Origin of the sequence: Kibdelosporangium persicum, assembly GCF_013280595.1 — a bacterium.
GTDB classification, from domain to species: Bacteria; Actinomycetota; Actinomycetes; order Mycobacteriales; family Pseudonocardiaceae; genus Kibdelosporangium; species Kibdelosporangium persicum.
On record NZ_JAAATY010000017.1, the window covers coordinates 133,141 to 159,189 of the forward strand.

Consider the following 26,049-nt stretch of genomic DNA (forward strand, 5'->3'; position numbering starts at 1 on the left):
CGCTATGCGTGGCTTGACCGTCGGCGCGGTGCTGGCCCTCGTCACGCTGGTTCCAGCGTGTTCCGGCGCCAGCACCGCCGCTCCTCCGCCACCCACGTCGCCGACGGTCACCACGACCGTTCCGCCGTCCTCGCCGTCGTCCTCGTCGCCTCCGCCGTCGTCGCCGCAGGCCGCGCCCGCGGCGGAGGTCAACTGCAGCGCGGCCGGCGGAGGCAAGGTCGGCCCGGCCGGTCAGGCGCAGGTCGACGTGATCGCCGAACGGACCGAGGCAGGCCTGGCCGGCTGCGCCGAGGCGATCGCCGTCATCACCGAGTTCTACCGAGCCCAGCCGGAGGAAGACGAGGTGGTGACCATCCAGGGCTGGACATGTGCTGCCGACTCCGGTGACGAGGGCACGGGAATCGTCGTGTGCGAGAAAGCGGGCCTGTCGTTCCACACCGGTCAACAGGGATAACGGCCCGCACATCCCGCTGGCACCCCCTGGCGGACCCCGGCCGTCGGCCCTCGTCGGCGTGGCACGCCTGTGCGCGATTCCTGAGCGTTCGCGACGGGTTGCGCGTAGCCCTATGCTGGGGCGTTGTCGTGTCGCATCTCGGGAGTTCGTATGGGACAGCTGCATGTCAGTGCCGAATACGACACCATTGCCCGCCGGATCGAGGACGTCGCGCCCATCCTGCGTGGTGAGGCGGACGAGAGCGAGACGTTGCGCCAGCACACCGAGAAGATGGTGCGGGCACTGGACGCGACGGAGGTCGTGAAGATCAGCATCCCTCGCGAGCTCGGCGGGTACGAGTTCTCACCGTCGCAGGTGATGCAGACCATTGAGCGGCTGTCGTATCACGAAGCGTCCGTGGGCTGGTCGGTCATGGCGCTGCAGATGGTCACCGGCTCCACTGGCGCCTACCTCGGCCGGGAGGCCGTCGAGGACCTTTATCCGGACGTGCCCGCCGGCCGGCACGCCACGATCGCCGGGCAGGGAACGCGGCTGGGCGAGGCGGTGCGCGTCGACGGCGGCTACCGAATCAGCGGGCAGTGGAGCTTCGCCTCGGGAATCCCGCTGGCCAGCCACATCCACACCGCCGCGTTCTGCGCCGAGACTGGCCGGCCGCTGGTGTTCACCTTTCCCAAAAAACAGGCGACCCTGGTCGACAACTGGGATGTGCTGGGGCTCCGCGCGACCCACAGCATCGACTACGTGTGCCAGGACGTGTTCGTTCCGGCGACGCACGTCTACGAGGCCACCACGACAGAGAACCTGCATGGTGGCGCGTACTACCGCCTCGGCTTGGTGAACCTGGCCGGGATATGCCACACCGGCTGGGCGCTCGGCGTCGGACGGCGGATGCTCGACGAGATGAAAACCTTGGCAGCCACCAAAACCGGGACGCACAACGCCTCGGTGGACACCGGCTACTTCCATGCCGCGTTCGCGCAGGCCGAGGCGAAGTTCCGCGCGGCGCGCGCGTGGGCCATGGAGGTCTGGGCCGACAACGAGGCGACGCTGGACCGCGGCGAGAAACTGAGCACCGAGCAGGAGACTCTGACGCGGTTGATGCTCAACAACACGACCTGGTCCGTGCAGTCGGTCGGCCAGACCGTGTACCAGTGGGCCGCCACCGCCGCGATGCGCCGGGGCGACCTGCAGCGGTACTACCGTGATCTCAACGCAGGCACTCAGCACATCACGTCCGGCCCGGTGGTGTTGCAGGACTGCGGCAAGTGGCTGGCCGGTCTGGCTCAGGACGCCCGTTGGCAATTCCTGACGCTGGTGTCTCAAGAGGACTCCGGGGCGCAGTGAGCGTCACGGCTTGGGCACGAGCCCGAAGTTCACAAGATCGGCGGGCCGCAGCGATCCTGCGGGGATCGCCTGTGCCTGTTCGAGCAACTGGATGATCGTGCCGATCCGGCTCTCGTCGACCGCGCCGAGCGGGCCGCCGAACCCGTCCGGCCTGGAATAGCCGGTCATCAGCCGCAGTTCGGCGGAGGCCACGTCGGAGTTCTGCGTGGGCTGGTACTCGCGGAGGATCTGACCGGCCTCGCCGGGATGCTCGATGGCGTGCCGCAGCCCCTTGAGCAACGCGTCACGGAACCGCCGGACCAGCTCAGGGTCCCGGCCGGCCAGGTCCGTCGTGGTGACCAGCATGTTGCCGTACAGGTCCGGCAGCAGATCGCCGTAGGGCAGGACGACCGCCTTGCGTCCGGACGCCGCCGCCTCGATCAACGGCTTGCCGACGACGAACTGGCCGATCGCGTCCACCTGCCCGGAGACCAGCAACTGCGGCAGCGCGGGCGGCGCCGAGGGCACGAACTCGACCTTGCCGGGGTCGATGCCCGCGGCCTTGGCATACAACGGGAACATCAGCTTGACCGTCGAGCCGGGCGGGTCGGCGACCTTCTTGCCGACGAGGTCCGCAGGCGTGGCGATCCGACCGCCTTCGAGCCCGATGATGGCCGCCACGGTGCGCTGCTGGACCGCGGCGACCGCGATCACCGGGATGTTCTCCCTCGCCAGCGTGATCATCATGCCGGTGGCGTCCGCGACCCCGAAGTCCGCCCGTCCGCCGCCCACCAGCTTGAGCACGTCCACCGTGCCGCTGCCGGGGTTGATGGTCACGTCGAGACCGGCCTCGGTGAAAAAACCCTTCTCCTGCGCGACAAAGGCGTACGCGTCGCGCCCGAACGTGCTGAACGACGTGAGGTAGGTGACTTTCGCCGTGGTGCCCGCCGTCCGCGGCTCACTCGTGCAGGCGACTGACGCCGAAACAAGAAGGATCGCAAGACACGCTGAACGGATGGGCCGCATCGCGGGCTCCTCTCCCCGAGATGTCATCCAAACAACTCCGGTGAGAGCGGGTCAAGACCTGAACACGGGCCGGGATCACATGCCGGTGTCCGCCTTCAGCCGGCACTGGCAGGAGCGCCGCCAGTACTGCACGGCGGCGCTCCTGCCAGCGGCGAACCTCGTGGGTCGACCTACAGCGTCAGCGTCCACCAGTCGAGGTCGCCTTCGCCTAGCCACATACGGTTGTCCACGCGAAGCTGCCAGGTGCCGTTGCGGACCTCACGGGACAGGTCGACGGTGAAGGAACCGCCAGGATCTGGCAGGGCGCTCTGGCGTAGGTGCTGGAGGCGGTATGCCGTGCCGTCCGGGGCGATCAGGTCCAGGGTGATGATGGAGAACGACAGCTTTTTGAAGTGCACCTCGACACGCGAGGCAGACCGGGCGTTGCCCTCGCAGCCGGTGATGGTGGTGTTCACGACCACCGGTGGAGTGCGGGTGACGACAGGCGTGTCTGTGTCGTCGGTCCGTGTGCACTCGGTCGTGGGCTCGGGCACCGGCCTATAGGGGGCGGAGGTGTTGCGCGCCGCGTGCAGCAGCATGGGCAGCGCCTTGGGCCAGAAGAAACCGTCCTGGCACGAGTAGGCGGGGAAGAAGCCGCCGCACGTCTGCTCCGGCGGTGAGCCCAGCTCCCATACGAAGGAGGCGACACCGAGTTCGTCGTAGACCCAGTCGTCGGTGGTGCCAGACGCGGAGTAGAGGACTTGGCCGGACTGCCCGTACTGCCAGCCGGGCCCGGCCAGCTCGGCCATCTGCTGGGCGAGGTTGCGCAGCGCCGCGTCGTTGCCGGTGCGCCGGTCGGGTGCGCCGCCGCTCCAGGGGAACAGCACGTAGTTGCCGTAGCTGTGCAGGGACAGCACCAGGCCCGTGGTGTCGGTGGGTGCGGGCCCGGCGGGGTCGGCCGCGCGGCGATCACGGTACAGGGAGCGCCACAAGGCTTGCAGCGCCTGTGTTTCCGGTTCGGACTCGGGTGCCGTGCCCCGGTAGTTCTGGTCGCACTGCCGGTCGGTGGCGTTCTGCAGGCCCCAGTTCGAGCTGGTGTTGCGGTTGAGGTCCACGCCGTGGTGGTTGTGGGACTGCGTGCCGCAGACGGTGCCCTGGTGGTTGGTGTCGTTGCCGTTCTTGCGGTGGGAGATCGGCGAGTCGCCGCCCCGCTGGACGTTGTCCACGCCGTCGGGGTTGGCGACGGGCACGACCCAGAACTCGGTGGTGTTCAACAGCGCCGCGATTTCGGGGTCGGTGCTGGAGACGAGGTGATCGATCCAGCGCCAGGCGACCTCGCCGGTGGTCAGCTCACGGGAGTGCAACAGGCCCATGACGAAGAAGCGGGGTTTGGGTGCGTCGGGGGACAGGGCGCAGTCGCCGGGGCCCTTGCGGGTGATGCAGATGGCGCGTAAGTCGTGTCCTCCTCGGTTCTGGGTCTTCAGCCAGGAATCGCCGTAGTCGACGACCGTGGCGAGGTCGGGGTGCTCGCGGGCGACTTGGTCCAGGTGCTGGTAGTGGGCGTTGGTGGTGCGGTACCCGCCGTAGAAGGTGTCGGCGGTGACCGCGAACCGGTCGGGCGGCTCGGGCAACACCTGATCGACGGTGGCGGTGAACCCGGCCCGTTCGAGCGCGACCCCAGTGGCCGAGTCACCCAGCACGAAAAGGCTGTCGCCGTCGCGGTGCTCCATCACATCGAAGCCCCCGGTGAGCAAGGCCTGCTCGGTGCCGAGTGGGGCGTACACCTCGTAGAGGCGCATCTGGTCGTCGGGCGTCGCTGCTGCCGGACCGGTCGCCACAAACATGGCGGCGGCGCACAACAAGGCGAGCCATGATCGGTTTCGGTTCATCGAAGCCTTCCTGGACAAGGGACAGGCGATCCCGACCACTTTCCAGCACCCACCGGCACAGGAGCCACGGTTCACCACAAGAAGGCGAAGTCTGGCCTAAAAACACCCGCGACGACGCGATGCGATCCGGCGGCAGGGCTCAGACCCGGGTGCCTGTCACGAGGTGGCCTCGGGATTCCTGGCTGGGCAGGTTCTGATCGCGGTGCCGTGGTTGTCGGAGGTCCGGTTCGCCCCTTACGTGCGCCGACGCTTGCGGGGACCGTTGAATCGCTTGTCGCGTTCTCGCCGGCCGGTCATTCTCGAGCGCAGGGTGAGTTTCGCTGGTTTCCTGGGTGGCTCGGGCAGCAGCCTGGCCAGCCGGGTGCCGGCGAGGTAACCGGCGGCCGCGCCGAGGATCGGGAAACCCATCATCATCACGAAGAACAACGCGCCGTCGCTTCTGCCCGGGAAGTCTCTCGGCACGACTTCCCGGGATGTGCTGACCCGCTTGCGGGGAACGTCGCGTTCGTGGACGTCCACGATGCCGGTGAGTTCGCGCACCGAGATCACCCGCTCAGCGACCGCGTTCTGCTCGCCGTCCCAGTGGACCTGCGCGTCACAGGTCCAAGTGATCCACAGGTACACGGCGTCGGGGGAGCACGACCGCACGTGGGCCTTGCCGCTGCGCTGGGCTTGGGGAACCTCGCCCGTGACGAGGCCCATCCGGTGCTGCACCGAGATGAACGCCCAGATGCCGAGCGCGACGAGCAGACTGGCCAGGGCGATGGCCGGCCAGTGGTAGATCCGGCGGTCCGGGCTCACTCAGGCCTCATCGGGGTTCACGGTCTCGTTGGTCGCCTTCGTTCCTTCCTTGACCACCTTTGTGCCCATGCCGTTGAGCCGTTGGCCGATCGTCGAGTTGCCCATCCGATCAACGTAGTCTGTGTATGCCTTGAGCCTGCCTGAGTTCGGTGCGAGCGCGTCGAGTGTCTTCGTGGTGTCCTTGATCGTCTTGTTCGCCACCCGGCCCAGCTGGATCTCCGCCGGACGGCTGGGGCAGGCACTGGGTGTCAGATCGTGGTTGGTCTGACGATGTCGAGCAGGTCGGGGTTGGTTTCGTCCCAGTGGTCGTAGAGCAGGTCGGTGTCGCGTGCGGCGAGTTCGATCTCTTGTCTGGTGATGGGGATGAGGGTGACGATCTGCAGGTTGACGACCTCCCTTGTCAGCGTGGCCGTCGGCCCTTGGGTGAGGTAGTTGAATCCTGTGGCGAAGTAGGGATGTGTGGCGGCGAGCAGGCCTTGTTTGCCTGTGCCGTCGAAAAGTTCGGTGTCGTTGTCGAAGATTTGGGTGTACTCGATGCCGGTTCGGTTCTGGGTGACGTACTCGCACATCGCGCCGATGATGGCGCGCGTGTATCCGGCTTGTGAGGTGCGCAGTGTGCAGGCGATCTCTTCGCCGAATGGTGCGTCGTTGTCCAGGAAGCGCAGGCCGTTGCTGGTGATCGTGGTCAGGCTGGCCGCGGTGTGGTCGAACCGTTCGAGGCTGTACTGGCAGTGGGGGCGGTTGTGTGGCTGGGACTCGGTTCCTCTGTGCTCGCCGGTGTAGGTCTCGAGGTGGTGGAGTAGCTGCAGGGTCTGGATTCGCTGGCCCATGGTGCAAGCATCGCGTCGCGAGACACGAGCCGAGATTCCCAACGCCGGACATGCCGACATCCCGTGTTGTCCGTCAATCGGTCCAGGTGCGCGGCACCCTTGCCGTGCGGCGGCCGGCGTTCTGCCACCGCACGGCGCGAGCGTCCGTATCGGGAACTACTCCGTGCCGTCCGCCGGCAGGCGCTCCGGCAGCCCGAGCCGCGGGAACTGGTCGTCGTGGAACGTGATGATCTCGGTGATCGCGCCGCCGGTGACGCGCAGGACGTCGATCGTCAACGGCAGGTACGCGCCCTCCCGCTCGCGCCACTGGTAGACGGCGACGGCGGGCTGCCGGTTCACGGCGGTGAGGACGGTGCGCAGGCCCTGCATGCCCCCGAAGCCGCTCTCGATCCAGTCGTTCACCACCGCTTCGCGGCCGACGTACACGCCCGGCGTGGGCGGCATCGAGCAGCGGACGTCGTCCCGCAGCAATGCGGCGAGCATGTTGATGTCGGTGGCCACGCTGGCGTCGGTATAGCGGCGGACCAGCTCGCGCGTCGCGGCGTCCTCCTCGCCGCCGGTCCAGTCCTGCCGCTCGGCGGGCAGGTGCTCCCGCATGCCGGCGCGGGCCCGCTGCAGCGCGCTGTTCACCGAGTTGACGGAGTCCCCGAGCAGCTCCGCGACGTCCTTCGCGGGCCAGCCGAGCACGTCCCGCAGGATCAGCACGGCCCGCGGGCGCGGCGCGAGGTGCTGGACTGCGACCAGGTACGCCAGCTCGATCGTCTCCCGCGCGACGGCGACGGTTTCCGGCTCGTCCGCGTCGCCCGCGGGCAGCTCGTCGAGCAGCCGGTCCGGGTAGGGCTGCAGCCACAGCACCTCGCCGCCGGTGGCAGGCTGCGGGCGGCATTTGGCCAGCAGGTCCAGGCAGGCGTTGGTGGCGATCCCGTACAGCCAGGCCCGGAACGTCGACCGCCCCTCGAAGGTCTCCCGCCGCCGCCAGGCACGGAGGAGCGTCTCCTGCACGGTGTCCTCCGCGTCCTCGAACGACCCGAGCATCCGGTAACAGTGCACGTGCAACTCCCGCCGGTGCCGCTCGGCCAGCCCCGAGAACGTCGGCTCGTCGACCTCGCCCAGACCGCTCACGCCCAGCTCCTCCAGCCGCGTGTCCGCACTCATCACGTCATCCTTCCGCTTTGTCCGTGTCCCGTCGTACGTGTGACGGGTGCGGGCGCGAAAACTCATCACTCGGTGTATGAGGCCATGACGTCCCTCGGATGCGGGACGTCCGATGCCTACACTCGTGGTAACGATTCGTGACTATGGGTGGCTTGTCGACGTTGGCTGCGTGCACAATCGGATGCCGCTGTCAGGAGCAGTGCCGGGGGTGAGACGGGTGGCACGGCCGGAAAAACCATTGCTGGTGACCGGCCCCGTCGCGGAGTTCGCGAACGAGCTGCGGGCGTTGCGCAATGCCGCGGGTCTCACTTACGAGCAGCTGGCGATCAAGACCAACTACAGCAAGTCGGCGGTGCACGAGGCCACGAGAGGCCAGCAACTGCCGACGTGGGCTGTTACCGCCGCGTTCGTCCGAACCTGCGGCGGTGACGAACGCGAATGGCGGCAACGCTGGGAGCAGACCAGGGAGCTGATCTCCCCACGGCCGTCCGAACCCGAACCGAACGTCGTCGAGACGCGGTCGTCGAAGCGTCGGCTGCGGTCACCGATCGCGCTCGGCCTGATCGGTGTCGTGGTGGCCGCCGTGGTGCTCGCCGTCGTGCTGCTGCCGGACCGGGCAGGCAACTCTCCCGATGTCTCCCCGGCGGCGTGGCGAATCGTTGAGGAACAACAGCCCAACCCGGACGCGCCCGCCGACGGCATGGATCCGATCCGGACCAGGTGCGCCTCTCCTGACGTCGCGCACAGAGTGATCACCTTGGACGAGGTGCCGGTCCGGCTTCCCGGCGAGGTCGGCTTCGGCCGCCTGCTGCTGCGCCACGACCCGGTGTGCCGGGCCAGTTGGGGCCTGGTCAAGGGGCCGCACAACCAGCAGCGACGCGTGCACATCACCGCGAGACGACCGGCCGACTCGGTGGCTGCACCGAGCGCCTTCGCGGGGGAGTATCCGGAAAGCTACGGCAACATACTGTCGTCCGCCGCCGGTTGTGTGTACGCCGAGGCATACGTGCAGACGCCGGAAGGTGATGGTCCGGTCGCCCGCACGCGCTGCGGGTAGCCGGAGGCCGCCGCATGGGCGACGGCCTCCAGGGAACGTACATCACACGCAGTGCTGAGTGGTGTACTTGACGACCGGGACAAGGCCTCGCGAGCTGATCTTGGCGCCGATGAACAGGCACCGCCCGTTCGGTGCGGTCAGGTTCCTGAGCGTGTTCGCGACGCGGTCACAGACCCAGTCGAGTCCACCAGGCAACAGATCCCGGCAATAGTTGGCGACGGCGGTGATCGGCTTGTTCACCACCGCCTTCCAGATGGCCTGGCTCATGCTCTTGCTGAAGACCCATCCACACGGATAGGGCACCGGATCCAACTGCAGGCAAGCAGTGCCGTTGATCTTCATCTCACCGGCCAGCATGTCGACCTGTCGGGTGAACTGGCCGGCCTGTGCTGGTGTGAGCCGGACATCGGTTGCCGTGCTTGTCGACGGGGTCGCGGCCGATGCCGTGCCACCACCAAGGGTGAGCGCGGCCGCCAGCAGCGTGGTGAGCAACGCCAGCAGTCCGGCCGCGGGCCGGGCCCAGCGGTGGCGGCTGCGCGCCTGTCCGGTTTCGTTCATGACGATCTCCTCTCTTCCTCCCACATCGGCGTGCGCAGATGCGGATGTGGGACAACCAGACCGCTCGGCGGCGATGTCAGGCGAGAGGTGGACAAGCTGGATGGACAATCTCCGGACAACGGGCAACCGCGAAGCACGACGCGCCATCACGGCAGTACGCCCAGCTGGAAGGCTCGTTCAGGACGGTTTGCGCGGTAGCCAGCCGAGCAGTTCCGAGATCGCGGACGTGGCGCGGGCGGTTTCGCGTGCGGCCTCGATGAGGGTCTCGCCGAGGCGTTCCTTGGGGGCGGACACGTTCAGCGCGGCCACCACACGGCCGCGGAAATCGCGGATCGGCGCGGAGGTGCCGACCAGGCCGGGCTCGAATTCCTCGTCCACGTAGGCGAAACCGGCCTCCCGGGCATGGGAGATCTTGGTCCACAGCTCGGCGATGGTCCGCACCGGCGTGTGGTGCTCACCCTGCGGGAACTCCCCGTCGGGGAAGCGAACGTGCAGTTCGTCCGGTGTCGCGTCCATCAACAGCACGCGGCCTGCCGACGTGCAGTGCACGGGTACACCGCGCCCTTCCCAGCCGTGCGCACGGAATTCGTGCCCCGGCGAGATCGACAGCAGGGTGACGACCTCCTGTCCACGGAGGACACACAGGTGGCACGTTTCCTCCAACGCGTGCGCGAGACGGTGCATGACCGGCTCGGCGGCCTGCACCAGGCGGCTGTGGGTGGAGCGGGCGACCAGCGAGAACAGGCGCCATCCCAGGCGGTACTCCAGGGTGTCCGGGTCGCGTTCGACGATTCCCTCGTCCTCGAGTGCCCGCAGCGCGCGGGAGACCTGGCTCTTCTCCCGGCCGGTCAGCGTCGCGACTCTGAGCACGCCGAGACCGCCCCGGCGTTGTGCTTCCTGGCCGGCCAGGACTTCGAGCAGGTCGATGTCACGACGTAACCCCGTGGATCCCATGCGTGAGCACGCTAGCCGGGGTGTTGCTCTGAAAGCAACTATTGTTGCGATTCCAGCCCCGTTCATTGCTCTCACGCCAACTCGGGTCTTAGCTTCCTCACACCGGTCCGACGCCGTGGTCGCACCGGTGTGAAGGAGCGGTGATGACCTTCTCCCGATACCTGGAGAACCGCTGGGACGACCTGCTGGAACAGGCCACCCAGCACGTACTTGTGGTGATCTTGTCGGTGGTGATCGCGACCCTGGCCGGCGTGGTGATCGGTGCGCTGACGTGGCGCAGTGACCGGTACAGCGGGCTGGCCATCGGCACGAGCGCGACCCTGCTGACGATCCCTTCGCTGGCCTTGCTCGCTTTGCTGATCCCGTTGCTCGGGCTTGGCTGGGCGCCGACGATCGTCGCGCTGGTGGTGTACTCGCTGTTGCCGATCGTGCGCAACACCGTGGCCGGGCTGCGCTCGGTTGACGCGTCGATCCTCGAAGCGGCGAAGGGAATGGGCCTCAGGCCCGCGCGGGTGTTGTGGCGCGTCCAGTTGCCGATGGCCTGGCCGGTGATCATCACCGGCGTGCGGGTGGCGACCCAGATGCTGTTCGCCATCGCCACGATCGCGGCCTATGTCGCCGGTCCGGGGCTGGGCAACGAGATCTTCTCGGGCCTGGCCAGGCAGGGTTCGGCCAACGCGCTCAACCAGGCGGTCGCGGGCACGGCGGGGGTCGTGATCCTCGCGTTGCTGTTCGACCTGCTCTTCGTCCTGATCCGCCGCTACACCACACCCAGGGGGATCCGTGTCTGAACATGGCGTGCGCATCCAGCTCGACCGCGTCACGAAGCAGTACCCCAGGCAGCCCGAACCGGCCGTCGACAACGTCAGCCTGGACATCCCCGCCGGGGAACTCGTGGTGTTCGTCGGGCCGTCCGGCTGCGGCAAGACGACCACCATGAAGATGATCAACAGGCTGATCGAGCCGACATCCGGTGAGATCACCATCGGCGGCGAGAACGTGCTCGCCCTGGAACCCAACGAACTGCGTACCCGGATCGGCTACGTGATCCAGCAGATCGGCCTGTTCCCCCACATGACGGTCCGGGACAACATCGCCGTCGTGCCCAGACTGCTCGGCTGGGACAAGGCGCGCATCACCCGGCGGGTCGACGAACTGCTGGAGCTGGTCGGCCTTGACCCGTCGGCGTTCCGCGACCGCTTGCCCAAGCAGTTGTCGGGCGGTCAGCAGCAACGAGTCGGGGTCGCCCGCGCGTTGGCCGCCGATCCTCCGGTGATGCTGATGGACGAACCGTTCGGCGCCACCGACCCGATCACCCGTGACAAGCTGCAGAACGAGTTCCTGCGTCTGCAGAAGGAACTGCGTAAGACGATCATCTTCGTCACGCACGACTTCGACGAGGCCGTGAAGCTCGGTGACCGCATCGCGGTCCTGGCGGAGCAGTCCCATGTGGCCCAGTACGACACACCTGGCCGAATCCTTGCCGCGCCGGCGAACGACTATGTCGAGGGCTTCGTCGGCTCGGCCGCGGCGATCAAGCAGCTCGGCCTGATGCACGTGGGCATGCTGACCGGGCTCGCCGAGCTGTCGGCGACGTCCGGCCTGCCGACGGTCCGTTCCCGGGAGAACGCCCGTGACGCGCTAGACATCATGCTGCGGGCGGGAACGTCCCATGTGGTCGTGCTGGACGAGCAGGGCGATCCGCGGGGTGTGATCGGTTTCGAGGACATCGCGGGACTGTTGCGCGAGGAGGTCAGCCGTGTCGGTCAAGACGCTTGACACCGCTTACCAGGTCACTCCGTCCCGGTGGAGCCGGCGGAACCTCACTGTCCCTATCGGACTGATCGCTGCCGTCGCCGTCCTGTGGCTGTGGGTGTCGTCTCTCAACCTGGACAGCATCGAGGCCCGTGTCCTCAACGCCGAAGCGGTCCGGCGGGCCGTCGTCGACCACATCCTGCTGGCAGTCAGTGCCACCCTGCTGGTTGTGGCCATCGCGGTACCGCTCGGCATCATGCTGACCCGTCGATGGGCGAAACCCCTGGTGCCCGTGGTGATGGCACTGGCCAACATCGGGCAGGCAGTGCCCGCGCTCGGGTTGCTGGTGTTGCTGGCGCTGTGGTTCGGCATCGGCTTCAAGATCGCGTTGATCGCGCTGGTGGTCACCGCGGTACTCCCGGTCCTGCGCAACACCGTGGTGGGCATCCAGCAGGTCGACCAGAGCCTCGTGGAGGCCGCGCGCGGAATGGGCATGCGTGCGTCGCGAATCCTCCGCCTGGTCGAACTTCCCCTCGCTGTGCCCGTGATGCTCGCCGGTTTGCGGACCACGATCGTCATCGCGGTCGGTGTGGCCACGGTGGCCACGTTCGTCAACGCGGGCGGCCTCGGCGACATCATCGTCGCCGGCATCAAGCTGCAACGCACACCCGTCCTGATCACCGGTGGTGTGCTGACCGCCGTGATCGCCCTCGGCCTGGACTGGCTCGGTGGGCTCGCCGAGCGACTGCTTCGCCCCAAGGGCGTCTGACATAGGAGAAACCTCGATGCGCAGCGTCATGATCCTCGCCATTTCGGCCGCCGCCCTGTTAACCGGCGCGTGCGGTGGCAGTGACACCCAGGCAACCGGCCAGGGCTCCCTCAACGGTGCCACGTTCACCGTCGGCGCCAAGGATTTCGCCGAACAGAACATCCTCGCCGAGATGACCGCCGCGTTGCTGCGCGCCAACGGCGCCGAAGCGCAGGCCAAGGAGATCAAGGGATCCATCAACACCCGCAAGGCACTCGAAGCCGGCGAGGTCGACCTGTACTGGGAGTACACCGGCACCGCCTGGATCACCTACCTGAAGAACGAGAAGCCACTGAGCGACCCCAAGCAGCAGTACGACGAAGTGGCCAAACAGGACCAGGAGCGCAACGGCATCGCCTGGCTGCCCAACGCGAGCTTCAACAACACCTACGCACTGGCCGTGCGCAAGGAGAAAGGCGACGAGCTGACCGTCACGTCCATGTCGGACCTCGCCGCGCTGGCCAAGTCCAGGCCCAACGAGGTCACCATCTGCGTGGAGAGCGAGTTCGCCGCCCGTGAGGACGGGCTTCCCGGCCTGCTGAAGGCGTACGGCATCGAGATCCCGCAGTCCAACATCAAGACACTGGACACCGGCGTCATCTACACGGAGACTGACAAAGGCGAGTCGTGCACCTTCGGTGAGGTTTTCGCCACCGACGGCCGGATCAAGGCGCTTGACCTGACCGTGTTGCGGGACGACAAGCAGTTCTTCCCCGTGTACCAGGGCGCGCCCACGCTCAAGAAGACCACTTTGGACAAGCACCCGCAGATCAAGGACATCCTCGCGCCGTTGAGCCAGAAGCTGACCACCGAGGTCGTCCGCGACCTGAACGCCAAGGCCGACGTGGACGGCGAGGACTTCAAGGACATCGCCACCGAGTGGTTGAAGAAGGAAGGCCTGCTGCGATGAGCGACCTGCAGATCGGTGAGAGCTTCGTCGGCGACGGTGCCGAAGCGGCTCACATCAACACCGTCCTCGGCAGCCGGCCGGGCCCGGCCGGGACGGCGTGGGCCACCGCGCTGGCCACACCGAGCGCCGGGCACACGCCCTTCATGGCGGTCCTGCGCCCCGGCCTGCCGGTCCAGCCGCCGACCCTGTTCGTCAACAAGGCCGCGATCGCCAACGACAAACACGGCACCATGACCTGGGGTCCTGCCCAGGCAGGGGTGGCGGCGGGAGTGGCGGACGCGGTGGCCGACGGTGTGATCACGGCGACGGAACATCTCGTCCTGATCGCCGCCGTCTGGGTCAACCCGGAAGCCGCCGACGCGGACGCCGTCTACCGGAACAACCGTGAGGCGACCAAGTCCGCGCTGATCGCGGGCGCGACGGGCCAGCCCACGGTCGACCAGGTGCTGGCGGCCAAGGACGAACCGTTCAACCCCTTCTACCGCCCGGGGACAGTGTGAAGATCACCGGCATCAGGCTTGATCGGCTGCGCCTGGACCTGGACCCGCCGTTCCACGCGGCATGGGATCCGATCCCGCGCACCCACTTCGACGCGACCATCGTGCGAGTCGAGACCGACGAAGGCGTCACCGGTGTCGGCTCCGGCGACACCATGGACGGGTTCGAGGCCTACGAGCACCTGTTCCTCGGTCAGGACCCGTTGGACATCGTCCGGCACGTCCGGGCGATCGAGACGATGAACTTCCACTCGGCCCGGTACTGGCCGCTGGAGGTGGCCCTGTGGGACATCGTCGGCAAGGTGGCCGGTCTGCCGGTGGCGACCCTGTTCGGCAACGTCCACAAGCGACTTCCGGTGTACATGTCCAGCGGCGAGCTGCGGACTCCTCAGCAGCGCGCGGAATCGGCGTTGGCCGCGGTCGAGCAGGGCTTCCGGGCGATGAAGATCCGGATCGACCGCAACCGGCTCGCCGACGGGATCGCCTCGGTCGCGGCCGTCCGTGCCGCGGTGGGTGACGGGTTCGAGATCATGGTCGACCTGAACCAGTCGTGGCGGATGGCCGGTGATGTCGAGCCGGCACTGGACTTCGGGACCGTGCGCCGGACCGTGGAGCGGCTGCGCGAGTACGACGTGTACTGGGTCGAGGAACCGTTGCCGTACCAGGACATGGTCGGCCTTCGCACCCTGCGGGACAAGACCGGGATGCGGATCGCGGCGGGGGAGATGCTGCCGTCGATGAGCGACCTGTTGTCCTATCTGGAAAACGACGCACTGGACGTGTACCAGATGGACGTCGTGCTGGCGGTCGGCATGCACCGGGCCCGCACGATCGCGGAGATCGCCCAGCTCAAGCACCGGTTCTTCACCCCGCACAGCTGGACCAACGGCATCGGTGTGCTCGCCAACCTGCACGTCTCCGCCGGTGTGGGCGGCGGACCGTTCTTCGAGTTCCCCTACGACCCGCCCGGCTGGACACCCGAGCGCCGGGACTTCATGCTCACCGAACCGGTGTGGATCGACGCCGACGGACAGCTCGCCGTGCCACAACGACCCGGTCTCGGGATCGACCTTGACGAGGAGGCCATCGCGCGATGGCGGATCTGACCACCTGGCTGGACAAAGCGGCCGCCTTCCGGCCGGAGACCCGGCTGTTCGTCGACGGCGACTACACCGATGCCGCGGCAGGATTGACCTTCACCGATGTCAGCCCTCGTGACGGATCGGTCATCGCCGAAGTGGCGTCGGCCGATGCCGAGGACGTCGACCGGGCTGTGCGAGCGGCCCGGCGCGCGTTCGACTCCGGTGTGTGGCGCGACATGCCGCCCCGTGAGCGCAAGCGGATTCTGCTGCGGTTCGCCGAGCTCATCCGGGAGAACACCGAGTCGTTGGCGTTGGCCGAGACCCTGGACGTGGGCAAGCCGATCGCCGAATCGGTCCGGGTCGACGTCGCAGGCGCGGCGAACTGCCTGCAGTGGTACGCCGAAGCGATCGACAAGGTGTACGACGAGATCGCGCCGACCGGGCCGGACGCACTCGCGCTTGTCACCCGCGAACCGCTGGGAGTGGTGGCCGCGGTGGTGCCGTGGAACTACCCGATGATCATCGCCTCGTGGAAGATCGCTCCGGCACTGGCCACCGGCAACAGTGTGATCCTCAAGCCCGCCGAGCAGTCCCCGCTGTCCGCGCTGCTGCTCGCCCGGCTCGGTGCCGAGGCGGGGTTGCCTCCTGGCGTGTTCAACGTGGTGCCGGGTCTCGGTGAGCGGGCAGGGCAGGCGTTGGGCAGGCACCCGGACGTCGACAAGATCGCGTTCACCGGGTCGGCCGAGGTCGGCAGGCTGTTGCTGCGGTACGCCGGGGAGTCCAACGGCAAGGCGGTGTCCATAGAGGCCGGTGGGAAGTCGCCACACCTGGTGCTCGCGGACGTCGCCGACCTGAAGGCCGTGGCCGAAGCGGTGGCGTGGGGCATCTTCTACAACGCCGGGCAGACGTGCAACGCCGGCTCCCGGCTGGTCGTCGACGAGGCGATCAAGGACGAACTGCTGGAGTCGGTCCTGCGGGTCACCGCGACGTTCCAGGTCGGCGACCCGCTCGACCCCGCGACCACGATGGGCGCGATCGTCGACGAACGGCAGCTGGCCAAAATCCTCGGCTACGTCGGCATCGGCCGGGACGAAGGCGCGAGCGTCGCGTTCGGCGGCAACCAGATCCGGACCGACAGCGGCGGCTACTTCGTCGAGCCCACAGTGCTCGACAACGTACGCAACGAGACCAGGGTCGCCCAAGAGGAGATATTCGGACCAGTGCTCACCACGACCACATTCCGTGGCACCGACGAAGGTGTCCGGATCGCCAACGAAACCCGCTACGGCCTGGCTGCGGCCGTATGGACCCGGGACGTGACCGCGGCCCACCAGATCTCCCGGCGGCTGCGCGCGGGCACGGTGTGGGTCAACACGTTCGACGCCAGCGACGTGATCACGCCGTTCGGCGGTTTCAAGGACTCCGGCACCGGCCGGGACAAATCACTGCACGCTCTGGACGGCTACACCGGCCTCAAGACAACTTGGATCAACCTGAGATGACGATCGGTTTCATCGGTCTCGGCCACATGGGTGGCCCCATGGCCCGCAACCTGCTTGCCGCCGGATACCCGGTTGTCGTGCACGACGTCCGTCGGGAAGCCGCTGACGAACTCGTCGGCCTCGGCGCGAAATGGGCGGGCTCGGCCTTCGACACGGCCGAACCGGCGGACGTGCTGATCACCATGCTGCCCGGGCCACGTCAGGTCGAATCGGTCATGGCCGACTGCGTCGGCGTGATGCGGCCCGGCTCGACCTGGATCGACATGTCCACCTCCACCCCGGAGGCGGCACGCCGGGCCGGCGCGGCGTTGGACCTGCGAGGCGTCCACCGGCTGGACGCGCCGGTGAGCGGGATGGCCAAGGGCGCCGCCGCGGGCATGTTGCAGATCTTCGTGGGCGGCGCGGAGGAGACGTACATCGCCCAGCGCCCGGTCCTCGAAGCCATGGGGGATCCACAGAGGATCTTCTACGTCGGCGGGCACGGCACGGGCTACACCACCAAGCTCGCGATCAACCTGTTGTGGTTCATGCACCTTGTCGCCACGGCCGAAGTGCTGACGCTCGGGGTCAAGGGCGGCGTGGATCTCAACGTGCTGCGGACCGCCCTGGTCGCCAGCCCGGCCAACTCGAACTTCCTCGAGAACGACATCCGGTCCGTCCTCGAGAACGGCGACTACGACGAGTCCTTCGCGATGGCCCTGGCGTGCAAGGACTTGGGCCTCGCGGTGGACCTCGGCCGGGATGTCGGCCTGCCGGTCGAGGTGTCCGCACTGGTCGAGCAGGTCTACCGCCGGGCCAAGGCGATCTACGGCGACGCGTCCGGCGAGATGATCCCGGTGCGGCTCTACGAGGACATCGCCAAGGTCCAGTTACGACTCGGAGGCGTTGGTGCACACTGATTTCGAGGTATCGTTCGCGGGCAGGCTCCGGTTCGGCTGTGGCGTCGTCGAGGACCTGCCGGACGCCGTCGCCGAGGTCGGCGGAAGGACGGCATTCGTGGTGACGGACACCGGGATGCGGGCCACCGGCATCATCGACCGCGTGTCGGCCATCCTGGACAAGGCGGGCGTCCGGCACGAGATCTTCGACCAGGTCGGCCCGAACCCGGGCACGGACGACATCGACGCCGCTGCGGCACTCGTGCGCCGGTTCGGCGACGCGGCGGTGATCCCGGTCGGCGGCGGATCGTCCCTCGACGCCGCGAAGGGAATCGCGTTGCTCGCGGTCAACGCCGGTGTCGCCAGGGACTTCGACTACCGCAACGAGCCGGACAACCCCGGGCTGCCGTTGGTCGCGGTGCCGACGACCGCCGGAACCGGCGCGGAGACCAACGGTTTCGGGGTGATCGAGGACCGGGCGGCGCACCGCAAGGTCTACATCGGACACGGCTCGGTCCAGCCCAGGATCTCTATCCTGGACCCGGAACTCACCGTCGGCCTGCCGCCCCGTGCCACCGCGGCCACCGGGTTCGACGCGCTGGTGCACGGCATCGAATCCTTGGCTTCGCGCGGCAGCAACCCCATTTCCGCCGCGTACGCGACTCAGGCAGTCGGCATGGTCGGTCACTGGCTTCCCCAGGCCGTCCGGGACGGCAAGGACATCGAGGCCCGCGCGCAGATGATCCTCGCCTCGCACCTGGCCGGGCTTGCCCTGAGCATCAGCGGCCTGGGATTGGTGCACGGCATCGCCCACTCCGTCACCAACCACACGGGCGCCGTACACGGGCTTGCCCTGGCATCCGTGCTCGCCGAGGTCATGGAGTTCAGCCGCGAGCAGGCCGCGACCGCCTACGCGACAGTCGCGCACGCGATGCACCAGACGGACGCCGTCAGCGCGTGCCATGACCTGGCCGCCGAGATCGGTGTCACGGTCACGTTGTCCGATCTCGGCTGCACGCCGGACATGATCGACTCGATCGCGATGGGTGCCTTGGCCGACGCGGTCACCTCCAACACCCCACGCATGCCGTCCCACGCCGAACTGACCTCGCTGCTGAAGGCCGCCCTGTGAAGATCACCCCTGAGAAACTGGACCACGTTCCGACCGGACTGTTGATCGACGGCGACTGGCGGCCGTCCGCGCAAGGCGGGACACTGCCGGTGATCGACCCGGCGACCGAGGACGTCCTGACCGAGGTCGCCGACGCCACACCCGCTGACGTGCCCGCCGTCCTGGACGCGTCGGTCAGCGCCTTCGACACCTGGTCGGCGACCGCACCCCGCGTCCGGTCCGAGATCCTGCGGCGAACCTACGAGTCGCTCATCGAGCGGGCCGACGATTTCGCCCTGCTGATCACCCTGGAAATGGGCAAGCCACTGGCCGAGTCCCGGGCGGAAGTCACCTACGCGGCTGAGTTCGTCCGGTGGTACGCCGAGGAGGCCGTACGCCTCAACGGCACCTACCGCATTGCCCCGGAGGGCAACGCGCGGCAGTTGACGGTCAAACAACCCGTCGGGCCGTGCCTGCTGATCACGCCGTGGAACTTCCCGCTGGCGATGGTCACGCGCAAGGTGGCGCCCGCGCTGGCCGCCGGGTGCAGCGCGATCCTGAAACCGGCAGAGCAGACCCCGCTGACCGCCTTGCTGTTCGGCCAGGTGCTGGCCGACGCCGGTGTACCCGCCGGGGTGGTCAACATCATCACGACCAGCGACCCCGCACCGGTGGTCGACGCGCTGCTCGCGGACCAACGGGTGCGCAAGCTGTCGTTCACCGGCTCGACCGAAGTCGGCCGCGTCCTCTTGGCGAGCGCCGCGAGGAACGTCCAGCGCACGTCCATGGAACTCGGTGGCAACGCGCCGTTCCTGGTGTTCGCCGACGCCGACATCGACGCGGCGGTGGACGGCGCGATGCTCGCGAAGCTCCGCAACGGCGGGGAGTCCTGCGTGGCGGCGAACAGGTTCCTCGTCCACGAGTCGGTCTCCGACGAGTTCGCGGCTGCTCTCGCCAAGCGGATGCGTGAGCAGCGGCTCGGTGCCGGAACCGACGCCGGCACAACGGTCGGACCGCTGATCGACGCCGCCGCTCGGTCCAAAGTAGACGATTTGGTGCGGGAGGCGGTCGACCGGGGCGCTCGTGTGCTCACCGGTGGCCAAGCGCCGAACCGCGCCGGCTTCTTCTACGAACCGACGGTCCTGACAGGCGTTGGGGCTGACGCCCGGATGCTGACTACGGAAATCTTCGGGCCCGTCGCGCCCATCAGTACCTTCACTTCAGAGGAAGAGGCGATCACCGCGGCCAACGCGACCGAGTTCGGCTTGGTGGCGTACGCCTACACCAGAGACCTCGACCGCGCGCTGCGCGTCGCCGACGCGTTGCGAACAGGCATGGTCGGGCTCAACCGTGGTGTCGTGTCCAATGCCGCCGCACCTTTCGGCGGCGTCAAACAGTCCGGACTGGGCAGGGAAGGCGGCGAGGCCGGCATCCAGGAGTACCTGGACACCAAGTACATCGCACTCTGAGCCGTCGCTGGTGAGCCGGGGACGGCCGCCCGGGCGCGGTCGTCCCCGGAGGTTCAGCGGTTCGCCACTCCGCTGCCGGCGGCTGGCTGGACCCGCTCGAACCGCACCCGGCTCAGCCAGCCCGGCAGGTCGCTCAGGACGTACAGCTCGCCGTGCACGTCGGCGTCGATCGCGGTCGGCTGGGTGGGGAAGTTGCCGATCGTGGCGGTCTCGTAGCCGCCCCCGGACTTGGGACGCACGGCGAACACACGGGTCGAGCAGTAGTCGCTCGCGACGTAGGTGCCTCGTGCCTCCGGGGTCCGGGAGCCTCGGTACACCACGCCGCCGGTCACCGAGCAGTTGTCGTTGTAGTGGTCGTACTCGAAGACCGGGTCGGTGTACCGCACGCCCGGCCGGCATTGCTGCGGGTCGAACACCGGGGTGCCCTCCCGGCAGGACCAGCCGAGGTTCGCCCCACCCTGCCACGGGCGGATGTGGTTGATCTCCTCGACCAGGCCCTGGCCGACGTCACCGATCCACAGCGAGCCGTCGACCGGGTCGACGGAGAACCGCCACGCGTTACGCAGCCCGTAGAGCCAGATTTCCGGCCGCGCGCCCGCCACCCGGACGAACGGGTTGCCGGCGGGCACGCAGTAGGGCTTCGCCCCGCAGGTGCGGTTCACGTCGATCCGCACGATCTTGCCGAGCAGGGTGCCGAGGTTCTGACCGGCCTTGAACGGGTCGTTCGCGTGGCCGCCGTCGCCCGTCGACCAGTAGAGATATCCGTCGCGGCCGAAGGCGACCTGTCCGCCGTTGTGGTTGCCGTACTCGGCGTGCTCCTGGGTGAGCAGCACTTGCAGCCGGTCGGGAGCGCTGAGCGGCACGCGCGCCAGGGTGAGCGCGCCGGCAGGCAGGCTCGTGTAGGACACGTAGAGGATTCCGGTCCTCGCGAAGTTCGGCGCAGGCGTGATGCCGAGGAGGCCGCGCTCGTTGTCCGACGTGTCGATCCGGGCGGTCAGGTCGAGCACCGGCTCGGCCGCCAAGCCGGTGTCGGGGTGGTAGGACCGGACGGTGCCGTCCTTCTCCGCGATCAGCATCCGGCCGTCCGGCAGCCCGGTGATCGCGATCGGACGCCGCAGACCGGACGCCACCTGTTCGGTTGCCACGGTCAGCTCAGCGAGTGGCACCGCACGGGTGTCGGGTGTGCCGGCCACCGACACCGAGGGCGACAGGAACGCGGACAGGGCCAGAACTAACAGGCCGGCCAGCATGGTGGCCGGGCGACAACGCCGTCGCGACATGGTTCAGCTCCTCGTGCAGGGTGGAGGATCTGGGAGCGCTCCCAACCGTACAACGACTTCCCGGCGACATCCAGCCCGCCGTCACGTCGCCTTTTGTCGGTCGGGAAACGGATACCGGCCGACGAGGACGTCGAGGACTCGGCCACACGAACGCCGGAAACCTGGGAACGCTCCCAGCTTGTGGCGTTATACGGCGGCAGGAGGTCGATACGAACCTGTGCCGGGGCGGTGGTTGAGGTCAGGGTGGGGCGACGCGTTTGGTGTAGGACGTGATCAGTGCTGTTTCTGTTCGTTCGACGCCGGGGAGGGTGCTGACTCGGTCGGTGAGGTGGGTGTAGAGGGTTTCCGAGTCTCGGCAGATCACGATGGCGATCAGGTTGTGCTGGCCGGTGATCGCACCGACGAAGGCGGTTTCGGGGTCCGCGGCGAGGGTGTGGGTGACGGCGGTGAGCCGGGACGGGGTGACGGTCAGCCAGAGCAGGCACTGGACGGAGAAGCCGAACAGCGTCGGGTCGACCTCGACGTCGAGTTGGAGCAGGCGGGACCGGCGTAGTTCGTTGAGGCGGCGGCGGACGGCGGATTCCGACCAGCCGGCCTCTCGGGCGAGGTGCGGGTAGGCGGCACGGCCGTCGGCGGCGAGCGCGGGGAACAGGCGACGGTCCAGGTCGGTGAGAGTGACCGTGGCGATGTCGCTGGTGTCGGGTGGACGCAGCGCGGTGATCTGCTCGGCGGTGAGCGCGGACGTGCGGCCGAGCCAGCGGTGGTCCATCAGGTGGCGCAGCAGCCGTTGTGAGGTGACGTCGAGGATCTGCGGATGGCGGGCCAGTGCTTCCAGGGGTGCGGGGCCGCCCGCGGGAACCCGGACGAGGCAGACGATCTCGGCGCCGCTGGACAGCACGCTCACCCACGCGGTGTCCGGGCGACGGGCGAGGGCGCCGGCCACAGCGCCGGTGTGTCGAGGGTGGACCCGTAGCCGCAGTAGCCATTCCGCGTGTCCGGCGCGGTGGCTGTCGAGTGTGCCGGTCACGCGAACCACGCCGCTGCCGCGGAGCCTGCCGTAGCGGCGGGCCACGGTGCGGTCGGAGACGTCGAGGACCTCGGCGATCTTGCTGAACGGGGCGCGCCCGTCCAGCTGGAGCGCGTGCAGCAGTTGGAGGTCGAGGGTGTCGAGCATGACCGAATCCACCTGGTCAGGGTAAGCCGATGTCGGATCACGGCGTGGTACCGGTCATTCCGGGCCGGCGGCAGGCGGTCGCCGCAGCATCGGTGGCATGAACTCTGACATCCAGGGCATTCACCACACCGGGATTCTGACCCGTGACCTCGACGGGCTGGAGCGGCTGTACACCTCGTTCGGGTTCACGCTGAGTCCCCGCTCGCGGCACCTGCTCAGCGCGCGGCCCGGTGAGCCGCCGGTGCCGGGGTGCACGGCCAACCGGTGCGCGCTGTTCGGCGGGGCGTACATCGAGCTGCTCGGCATCGTGGACGAGTCGGCACCCGATCCCTGGCACACCAAGGCGATGGCCGACCAGTACGAGGGGTTCCGGTTGCTCAACTTCGACACCGACGACCCCGAGACGGTCAGCCGACGCCTTGAGGGTGCCGGGCTGCGCACCTCAGGTGTGCTCGATCTGGAACGCGACGTCGACACCGAGGACGGCACGCGCACCGTCCGGGCTCGTGCCGTGCACGTCGACCCCCGCGCCACACCCGAGGGCTATCTGGGTATCGCCCAGCACCTGACCCGCGAATACGTGCACCAGCCGCGCTACCTCAAGCACCACAACGGCGCCTACGGCCTCAGCGGCGTGCTCGTGGTGGCCGACGACGCCGAGTTCGACGCGATCACCGACAGGTACACCCACCTGCTGCAGGCAACCCCCACGCAGAACGGTCCTTGTACCAGCCTCGACCTGGCAGGCGGGCGGCTGGAGATCGTGCGCGCCTCCGACGCCGAACAGGTGCTACCGGGGGAGCCCGCACCGGCCCCGTCGTACCTCGCCGCCATGACCGTCCTGGTCCACGACGTCGACCACGCCCGCACGATCGTCGACAGCAACGACGTGCCCACCCGGTCAACCCCGCACGGGTTCTTCGTCTCGGCACGCGACGCCTATGGCGCCGGCCTGTTCTTCACCAACACCCCTTGAAAGAGATCGTCATGTTCACGACCCTGATGCTTCTTCTCGGCCCTTGCCTGGGATTCCGCCTGCTCGGCGCCCTGGGCGTCGGCCGGTTCGCCACCTGGAGAGTCAGTGCGGCGCATGGCCTGGCGGTGATGCTCGTGGCCACAGGAGCCGCGCACTTCGCCCCAGCGACCGTCACGGCGATACCCAATCACGCGGACCTGGTTGCCATGGTTCCGCCGTTCGTTCCGTTCCCGCACCTGATGGTCTACGTGACCGGCGTGTTGGAACTGCTCGGCGCGCTGGGCCTTGTCCTGGCCAGGACCCGCTCCATGGCGGGCGTCAGCCTCGCCGTTCTCTTCGTGCTGATGGTCCCGGCCAATATCCACGCGGCCCTTGCCGACGTGCCACTGGGTGACGACCCACCCACGCCCCTGTGGTTCCGAATCCCGGAGCAGATCCTCTTCATCGCGGTCGCGCTCTGGGCAGCCGGAGCCGCCCACAAACCGTGGGCGCGTCGCATCCTCACCGCACTGCGACCGGCGCGAACCTCGACTCCGAACTAGCCGATCGCCGCTCTCAGCGTTGTCTCAGGGCCGAGAGGGGAAGCTGTCGCTTGCCATGATCGCCAAGATCACCCCACCAGCGGACCAGAGAGCACAGCCATGATCACTGTTCGTGAAGCGACTCCCGCCGCCACACGTCCGGGCGCGCCCGGACGTGTGCGAACGGTGATCTGCTGGGTCACGATCGCGTCCTGTCTGCCCTACCTGGTGCTCAAGGTGTTCTGGCTGTTCGGGAACTCCGTCGGTGCCGCCGACGCGCAGGGGGCCGCGGAGCTGTTGGACGTGCGGCATCTCGTGGGCGATGTGGTGACCGCGGGCATGGAGCTGTTCGCGATCGCGCTGGTGCTGGCGTTGACCTACCCGTGGGGCCGCCTGCTGCCGGCATGGCTGGTGGCCGGACCGATCTGGCTGGCCAGCGGGCTCCTGGCACCGATCGCGCTCGGGCTGCCGCTGGGCCTGGCAGCCCAGGCGTTCGTGGGCGGATCCGCCGTCCCGGCCGACAACGGGCTCCTTGGCTGGGTGTACGTCCTCGTCTACGGGGGCTTCGCGGTGCAGGCGGTCGGGCTGCTGGCCGCGTTCCTCGGCCATGCCCGGGAACGCTGGCCCGAGGTGTTCCGGATGCGCATGACGCACCTGTCCGGCACCGCATCACGTCATCGCCTACGCACGATGATCGCCGCCACCATCGCGGCGGGATACGCGGCGATAATGGTCGCGTGGTCGGTGACCGCGCCGGATTGGGGCGGCCCGGCGGGCTTCGAGACCGTCGCCCAAAAGACCGCCCTGCTCGCGACCGGCCTGCTTGTCCTGGCCGGTGCCATCTCCGTCCCCGCCTTGCTACGGCGGCGAGGAGACCGGCGCGTGGTGGGTCCGTTCACGCTCGCCTGGCTCGGCACCAGCGTCGCCGTCACCGCCGGGCCCACCCACATCGCGCTCAGCAACAACGGCAGCATCAGTCTGATCCTGGTGACGGTCTCACTGTGTGCGACCTTGTCCGGGTTGCTGCTCGCCCACACCATGATCCGCGCGCTCCCCGCAGCACCGCGAGAAACTGAGCGCCGCACCTAGCGGAGTGTCCGCATGGGAGCACCGAGGTTCTCCGGGGCGCCGCTCGCCTGCCGGAGTAGTGCGAGAGCCTCCTCGGAGGGGGAGTTGGCGGGAGTCGTGCACACGATCAGCACCTGTTCCGGTGAGCGGGCGATCGACAGCGTCTGCTGTGTCACGGTCACCGCGCCGACGACAGGATGGTGCAGGTCGTAGGACGCGGCGTCGCACGGTGCCACGCGGTGGTCGCCCCAGAGTGCGACGAACTCGGGGCTCTTCATCGTCAGTTCGCCGATCAGCTCCGCGAGCAGCGGGTCCTGCGGGTGCCTGCCGACGGTGATCCGCAGGTTGCCGACCACCGCGCGGGCCTTGCGCTTCCAGTCCGTGTACAGCTCCCGGCAGTGTGGGTCCAGGAACAGCATCCGGCTGATGTTCGGCCGCCGCGCCGGGTCGTCCGGGCTGTGGAAGTCCAGGTGGCCGGCCAGCAGGGCATGCCCGAGCGTGTTCCACGCCAGCACGTCCGTACGCCGGCCCAGCACGAGCGCCGGGACGCCGTCCACGGCGCGCAGCAGGTCCCGCGTCTCGTCGGCGAGCTTCTCGGGCCGGGGGCGGCGCACGCGGGGAGTGCGGCGGGCGGCCGCGGCGAGCCGGTTGAGGTGCTCGCGCTCGTGGTCGTCGAGCAGCAGGGCACGGGCGATCGCGTCGAGCACCTCGGCCGAAGCCCCGCGGGACAAGCCCTGCTCCAGCCTCGTGTAGTACGAAACGCTGACGCCCGCCAGTTGGGCCAGTTCCTCGCGCCGGAGCCCGGCCACCCGCCTGCGGGGCCCGAGGTCGCGCAGCCCCACGTCCTCCGGCCGCAGCAGCGCCCGTCTGGCCTGCAGGAAATCGCCGAGTGGGCCAGATCCGTCCATGCCCCCAGTGTCCAGGGCACGGCCGATCCCAGCCACACCCTGAGAGGGGTACGACAACGCGGGAGTGGTTCGTGCGCGCTTACG

27 protein-coding genes are annotated in these 26,049 nt (G+C 68.4%); 16 read left to right on the plus strand and 11 right to left on the minus strand.

Annotation, left to right across the window (positions count from 1 at the left end):
* The first annotated feature begins 4 nt into the window (after positions 1-4).
* Together GC106_RS27640 and GC106_RS27645 are read left to right on the plus strand one after the other, a co-directional pair.
* Positions 5-454: a hypothetical protein gene (locus GC106_RS27640; RefSeq protein WP_173136584.1), complete on the plus strand. Its 450-nt coding sequence runs from the start codon at positions 5-7 to the stop codon at positions 452-454.
* Positions 455-604: 150 nt separating this feature from the next.
* Positions 605-1,798: an acyl-CoA dehydrogenase family protein gene (locus GC106_RS27645; RefSeq protein ID WP_173136586.1), complete on the plus strand. Its 1,194-nt coding sequence runs from the start codon at positions 605-607 to the stop codon at positions 1,796-1,798.
* 3 nt (positions 1,799-1,801) lie between these two features.
* Here the strand turns inward: GC106_RS27645 and GC106_RS27650 are convergent, their stop codons facing one another.
* The 6 genes from GC106_RS27650 to GC106_RS27675 form a co-directional block, all read right to left on the minus strand.
* Positions 1,802-2,803, minus strand: coding sequence for an ABC transporter substrate-binding protein (locus tag GC106_RS27650; protein ID WP_173136588.1), 1,002 nt, complete (start codon positions 2,801-2,803; stop codon positions 1,802-1,804).
* Between the two features lie 170 nt (positions 2,804-2,973).
* Entirely contained in the window at positions 2,974-4,671 is a 1,698-nt protein-coding gene (locus GC106_RS27655; RefSeq protein ID WP_173136590.1) for a M14 family zinc carboxypeptidase, read from the minus strand.
* A gap of 234 nt (positions 4,672-4,905) precedes the next feature.
* Entirely contained in the window at positions 4,906-5,472 is a 567-nt protein-coding gene (locus GC106_RS27660) for a DUF6346 domain-containing protein (RefSeq protein ID WP_173136592.1), read from the minus strand.
* Positions 5,473-5,673, minus strand: a complete 201-nt coding sequence (locus tag GC106_RS27665; protein WP_173136594.1) for a hypothetical protein — start codon at positions 5,671-5,673, stop codon at positions 5,473-5,475. It lies immediately after the preceding gene.
* Positions 5,674-5,720: 47 nt separating this feature from the next.
* Complete coding sequence (locus GC106_RS27670) at positions 5,721-6,302, minus strand: suppressor of fused domain protein (RefSeq protein ID WP_173136604.1); 582 nt, start codon at positions 6,300-6,302, stop codon at positions 5,721-5,723.
* A gap of 156 nt (positions 6,303-6,458) precedes the next feature.
* The gene (locus tag GC106_RS27675) at positions 6,459-7,457 is read right to left on the minus strand and encodes an RNA polymerase subunit sigma-70 (RefSeq protein ID WP_173136606.1); all 999 of its coding nucleotides are present in this window, start codon (positions 7,455-7,457) and stop codon (positions 6,459-6,461) included.
* 217 nt (positions 7,458-7,674) lie between these two features.
* On the opposite strand from GC106_RS27675, the gene GC106_RS27680 reads away from it, so the two are divergent.
* Positions 7,675-8,514 carry a helix-turn-helix domain-containing protein gene (locus GC106_RS27680; protein ID WP_173136608.1) on the plus strand — a complete coding sequence of 280 codons (840 nt, stop codon included), beginning with the start codon at positions 7,675-7,677 and terminating at the stop codon, positions 8,512-8,514.
* Between the two features lie 42 nt (positions 8,515-8,556).
* Here GC106_RS27680 and GC106_RS27685 read toward each other — a convergent pair whose 3' ends face one another.
* Both GC106_RS27685 and GC106_RS27690 read right to left on the minus strand, forming a co-directional pair.
* Entirely contained in the window at positions 8,557-9,072 is a 516-nt protein-coding gene (locus GC106_RS27685; protein ID WP_173136610.1) for a hypothetical protein, read from the minus strand.
* A gap of 177 nt (positions 9,073-9,249) precedes the next feature.
* The gene (locus GC106_RS27690; protein WP_173136612.1) at positions 9,250-10,026 is read right to left on the minus strand and encodes an IclR family transcriptional regulator; all 777 of its coding nucleotides are present in this window, start codon (positions 10,024-10,026) and stop codon (positions 9,250-9,252) included.
* A gap of 143 nt (positions 10,027-10,169) precedes the next feature.
* Here GC106_RS27690 and GC106_RS27695 point away from each other — a divergent pair, with 143 nt between their 5' ends.
* Genes GC106_RS27695 through GC106_RS27740 form a run of 10 tightly spaced genes read left to right on the plus strand, consistent with a single transcriptional unit; the run spans position 10,170 to position 20,038 of the window.
* Entirely contained in the window at positions 10,170-10,817 is a 648-nt protein-coding gene (locus GC106_RS27695) for an ABC transporter permease (protein ID WP_173136614.1), read from the plus strand.
* Positions 10,810-11,805 (plus strand): ABC transporter ATP-binding protein, encoded by a 996-nt coding sequence (locus GC106_RS27700; protein WP_173136616.1) that lies wholly within the window; start codon positions 10,810-10,812, stop codon positions 11,803-11,805. The genes GC106_RS27695 and GC106_RS27700 overlap by 8 nt, the downstream gene beginning before the upstream one ends.
* On the plus strand, positions 11,786-12,550 hold the full coding sequence (locus GC106_RS49460) for an ABC transporter permease (RefSeq protein WP_173136618.1): 765 nt from the start codon (positions 11,786-11,788) through the stop codon (positions 12,548-12,550). The genes GC106_RS27700 and GC106_RS49460 overlap by 20 nt, the downstream gene beginning before the upstream one ends.
* Before the next feature lie 16 nt (positions 12,551-12,566).
* Positions 12,567-13,499 carry a glycine betaine ABC transporter substrate-binding protein gene (locus tag GC106_RS27710; protein WP_173136620.1) on the plus strand — a complete coding sequence of 311 codons (933 nt, stop codon included), beginning with the start codon at positions 12,567-12,569 and terminating at the stop codon, positions 13,497-13,499.
* A complete protein-coding gene (gene fae / locus GC106_RS27715; protein ID WP_173136622.1) occupies positions 13,496-13,999 on the plus strand; it encodes a formaldehyde-activating enzyme in 504 nt (167 codons plus the stop codon). The genes GC106_RS27710 and fae overlap by 4 nt, the downstream gene beginning before the upstream one ends.
* Positions 13,996-15,102, plus strand: a complete 1,107-nt coding sequence (locus GC106_RS27720; RefSeq protein WP_173136624.1) for a mandelate racemase/muconate lactonizing enzyme family protein — start codon at positions 13,996-13,998, stop codon at positions 15,100-15,102. The genes fae and GC106_RS27720 overlap by 4 nt, the downstream gene beginning before the upstream one ends.
* Positions 15,090-16,580 carry an aldehyde dehydrogenase gene (locus tag GC106_RS27725; protein WP_173136626.1) on the plus strand — a complete coding sequence of 497 codons (1,491 nt, stop codon included), beginning with the start codon at positions 15,090-15,092 and terminating at the stop codon, positions 16,578-16,580. Before GC106_RS27720 ends, GC106_RS27725 begins: the two co-directional genes overlap by 13 nt.
* Positions 16,577-17,479, plus strand: a complete 903-nt coding sequence (locus GC106_RS27730) for an NAD(P)-dependent oxidoreductase (RefSeq protein ID WP_173136628.1) — start codon at positions 16,577-16,579, stop codon at positions 17,477-17,479. The genes GC106_RS27725 and GC106_RS27730 overlap by 4 nt, the downstream gene beginning before the upstream one ends.
* On the plus strand, positions 17,469-18,590 hold the full coding sequence (locus GC106_RS27735) for an iron-containing alcohol dehydrogenase family protein (RefSeq protein ID WP_312872891.1): 1,122 nt from the start codon (positions 17,469-17,471) through the stop codon (positions 18,588-18,590). Before GC106_RS27730 ends, GC106_RS27735 begins: the two co-directional genes overlap by 11 nt.
* Positions 18,587-20,038: an NAD-dependent succinate-semialdehyde dehydrogenase gene (locus GC106_RS27740; protein ID WP_173136632.1), complete on the plus strand. Its 1,452-nt coding sequence runs from the start codon at positions 18,587-18,589 to the stop codon at positions 20,036-20,038. Before GC106_RS27735 ends, GC106_RS27740 begins: the two co-directional genes overlap by 4 nt.
* 53 nt (positions 20,039-20,091) lie before the next feature.
* Here the strand turns inward: GC106_RS27740 and GC106_RS27745 are convergent, their stop codons facing one another.
* Together GC106_RS27745 and GC106_RS27750 are read right to left on the minus strand one after the other, a co-directional pair.
* Entirely contained in the window at positions 20,092-21,318 is a 1,227-nt protein-coding gene (locus GC106_RS27745) for a PQQ-dependent sugar dehydrogenase (protein ID WP_173136634.1), read from the minus strand.
* Positions 21,319-21,556: 238 nt separating this feature from the next.
* Positions 21,557-22,504, minus strand: coding sequence for an Lrp/AsnC family transcriptional regulator (locus GC106_RS27750; RefSeq protein WP_173136636.1), 948 nt, complete (start codon positions 22,502-22,504; stop codon positions 21,557-21,559).
* Positions 22,505-22,589: 85 nt separating this feature from the next.
* Between GC106_RS27750 and GC106_RS27755 the strand changes: the two genes are divergently transcribed.
* From GC106_RS27755 to GC106_RS27765, 3 genes are all read left to right on the plus strand, one after another.
* Positions 22,590-23,468 (plus strand): VOC family protein, encoded by an 879-nt coding sequence (locus GC106_RS27755; RefSeq protein WP_173136638.1) that lies wholly within the window; start codon positions 22,590-22,592, stop codon positions 23,466-23,468.
* Between the two features lie 11 nt (positions 23,469-23,479).
* Positions 23,480-24,010, plus strand: a complete 531-nt coding sequence (locus GC106_RS27760) for a DoxX family protein (RefSeq protein ID WP_217281033.1) — start codon at positions 23,480-23,482, stop codon at positions 24,008-24,010.
* A gap of 99 nt (positions 24,011-24,109) precedes the next feature.
* Positions 24,110-25,078 (plus strand): hypothetical protein, encoded by a 969-nt coding sequence (locus GC106_RS27765; RefSeq protein ID WP_173136640.1) that lies wholly within the window; start codon positions 24,110-24,112, stop codon positions 25,076-25,078.
* On the opposite strand, the gene GC106_RS27770 is transcribed toward GC106_RS27765, so the two are convergent.
* On the minus strand, positions 25,075-25,965 hold the full coding sequence (locus GC106_RS27770) for a helix-turn-helix transcriptional regulator (protein WP_173136641.1): 891 nt from the start codon (positions 25,963-25,965) through the stop codon (positions 25,075-25,077). The genes GC106_RS27765 and GC106_RS27770 overlap by 4 nt on opposite strands.
* Between the last annotated feature and the right edge of the window lie 84 nt (positions 25,966-26,049).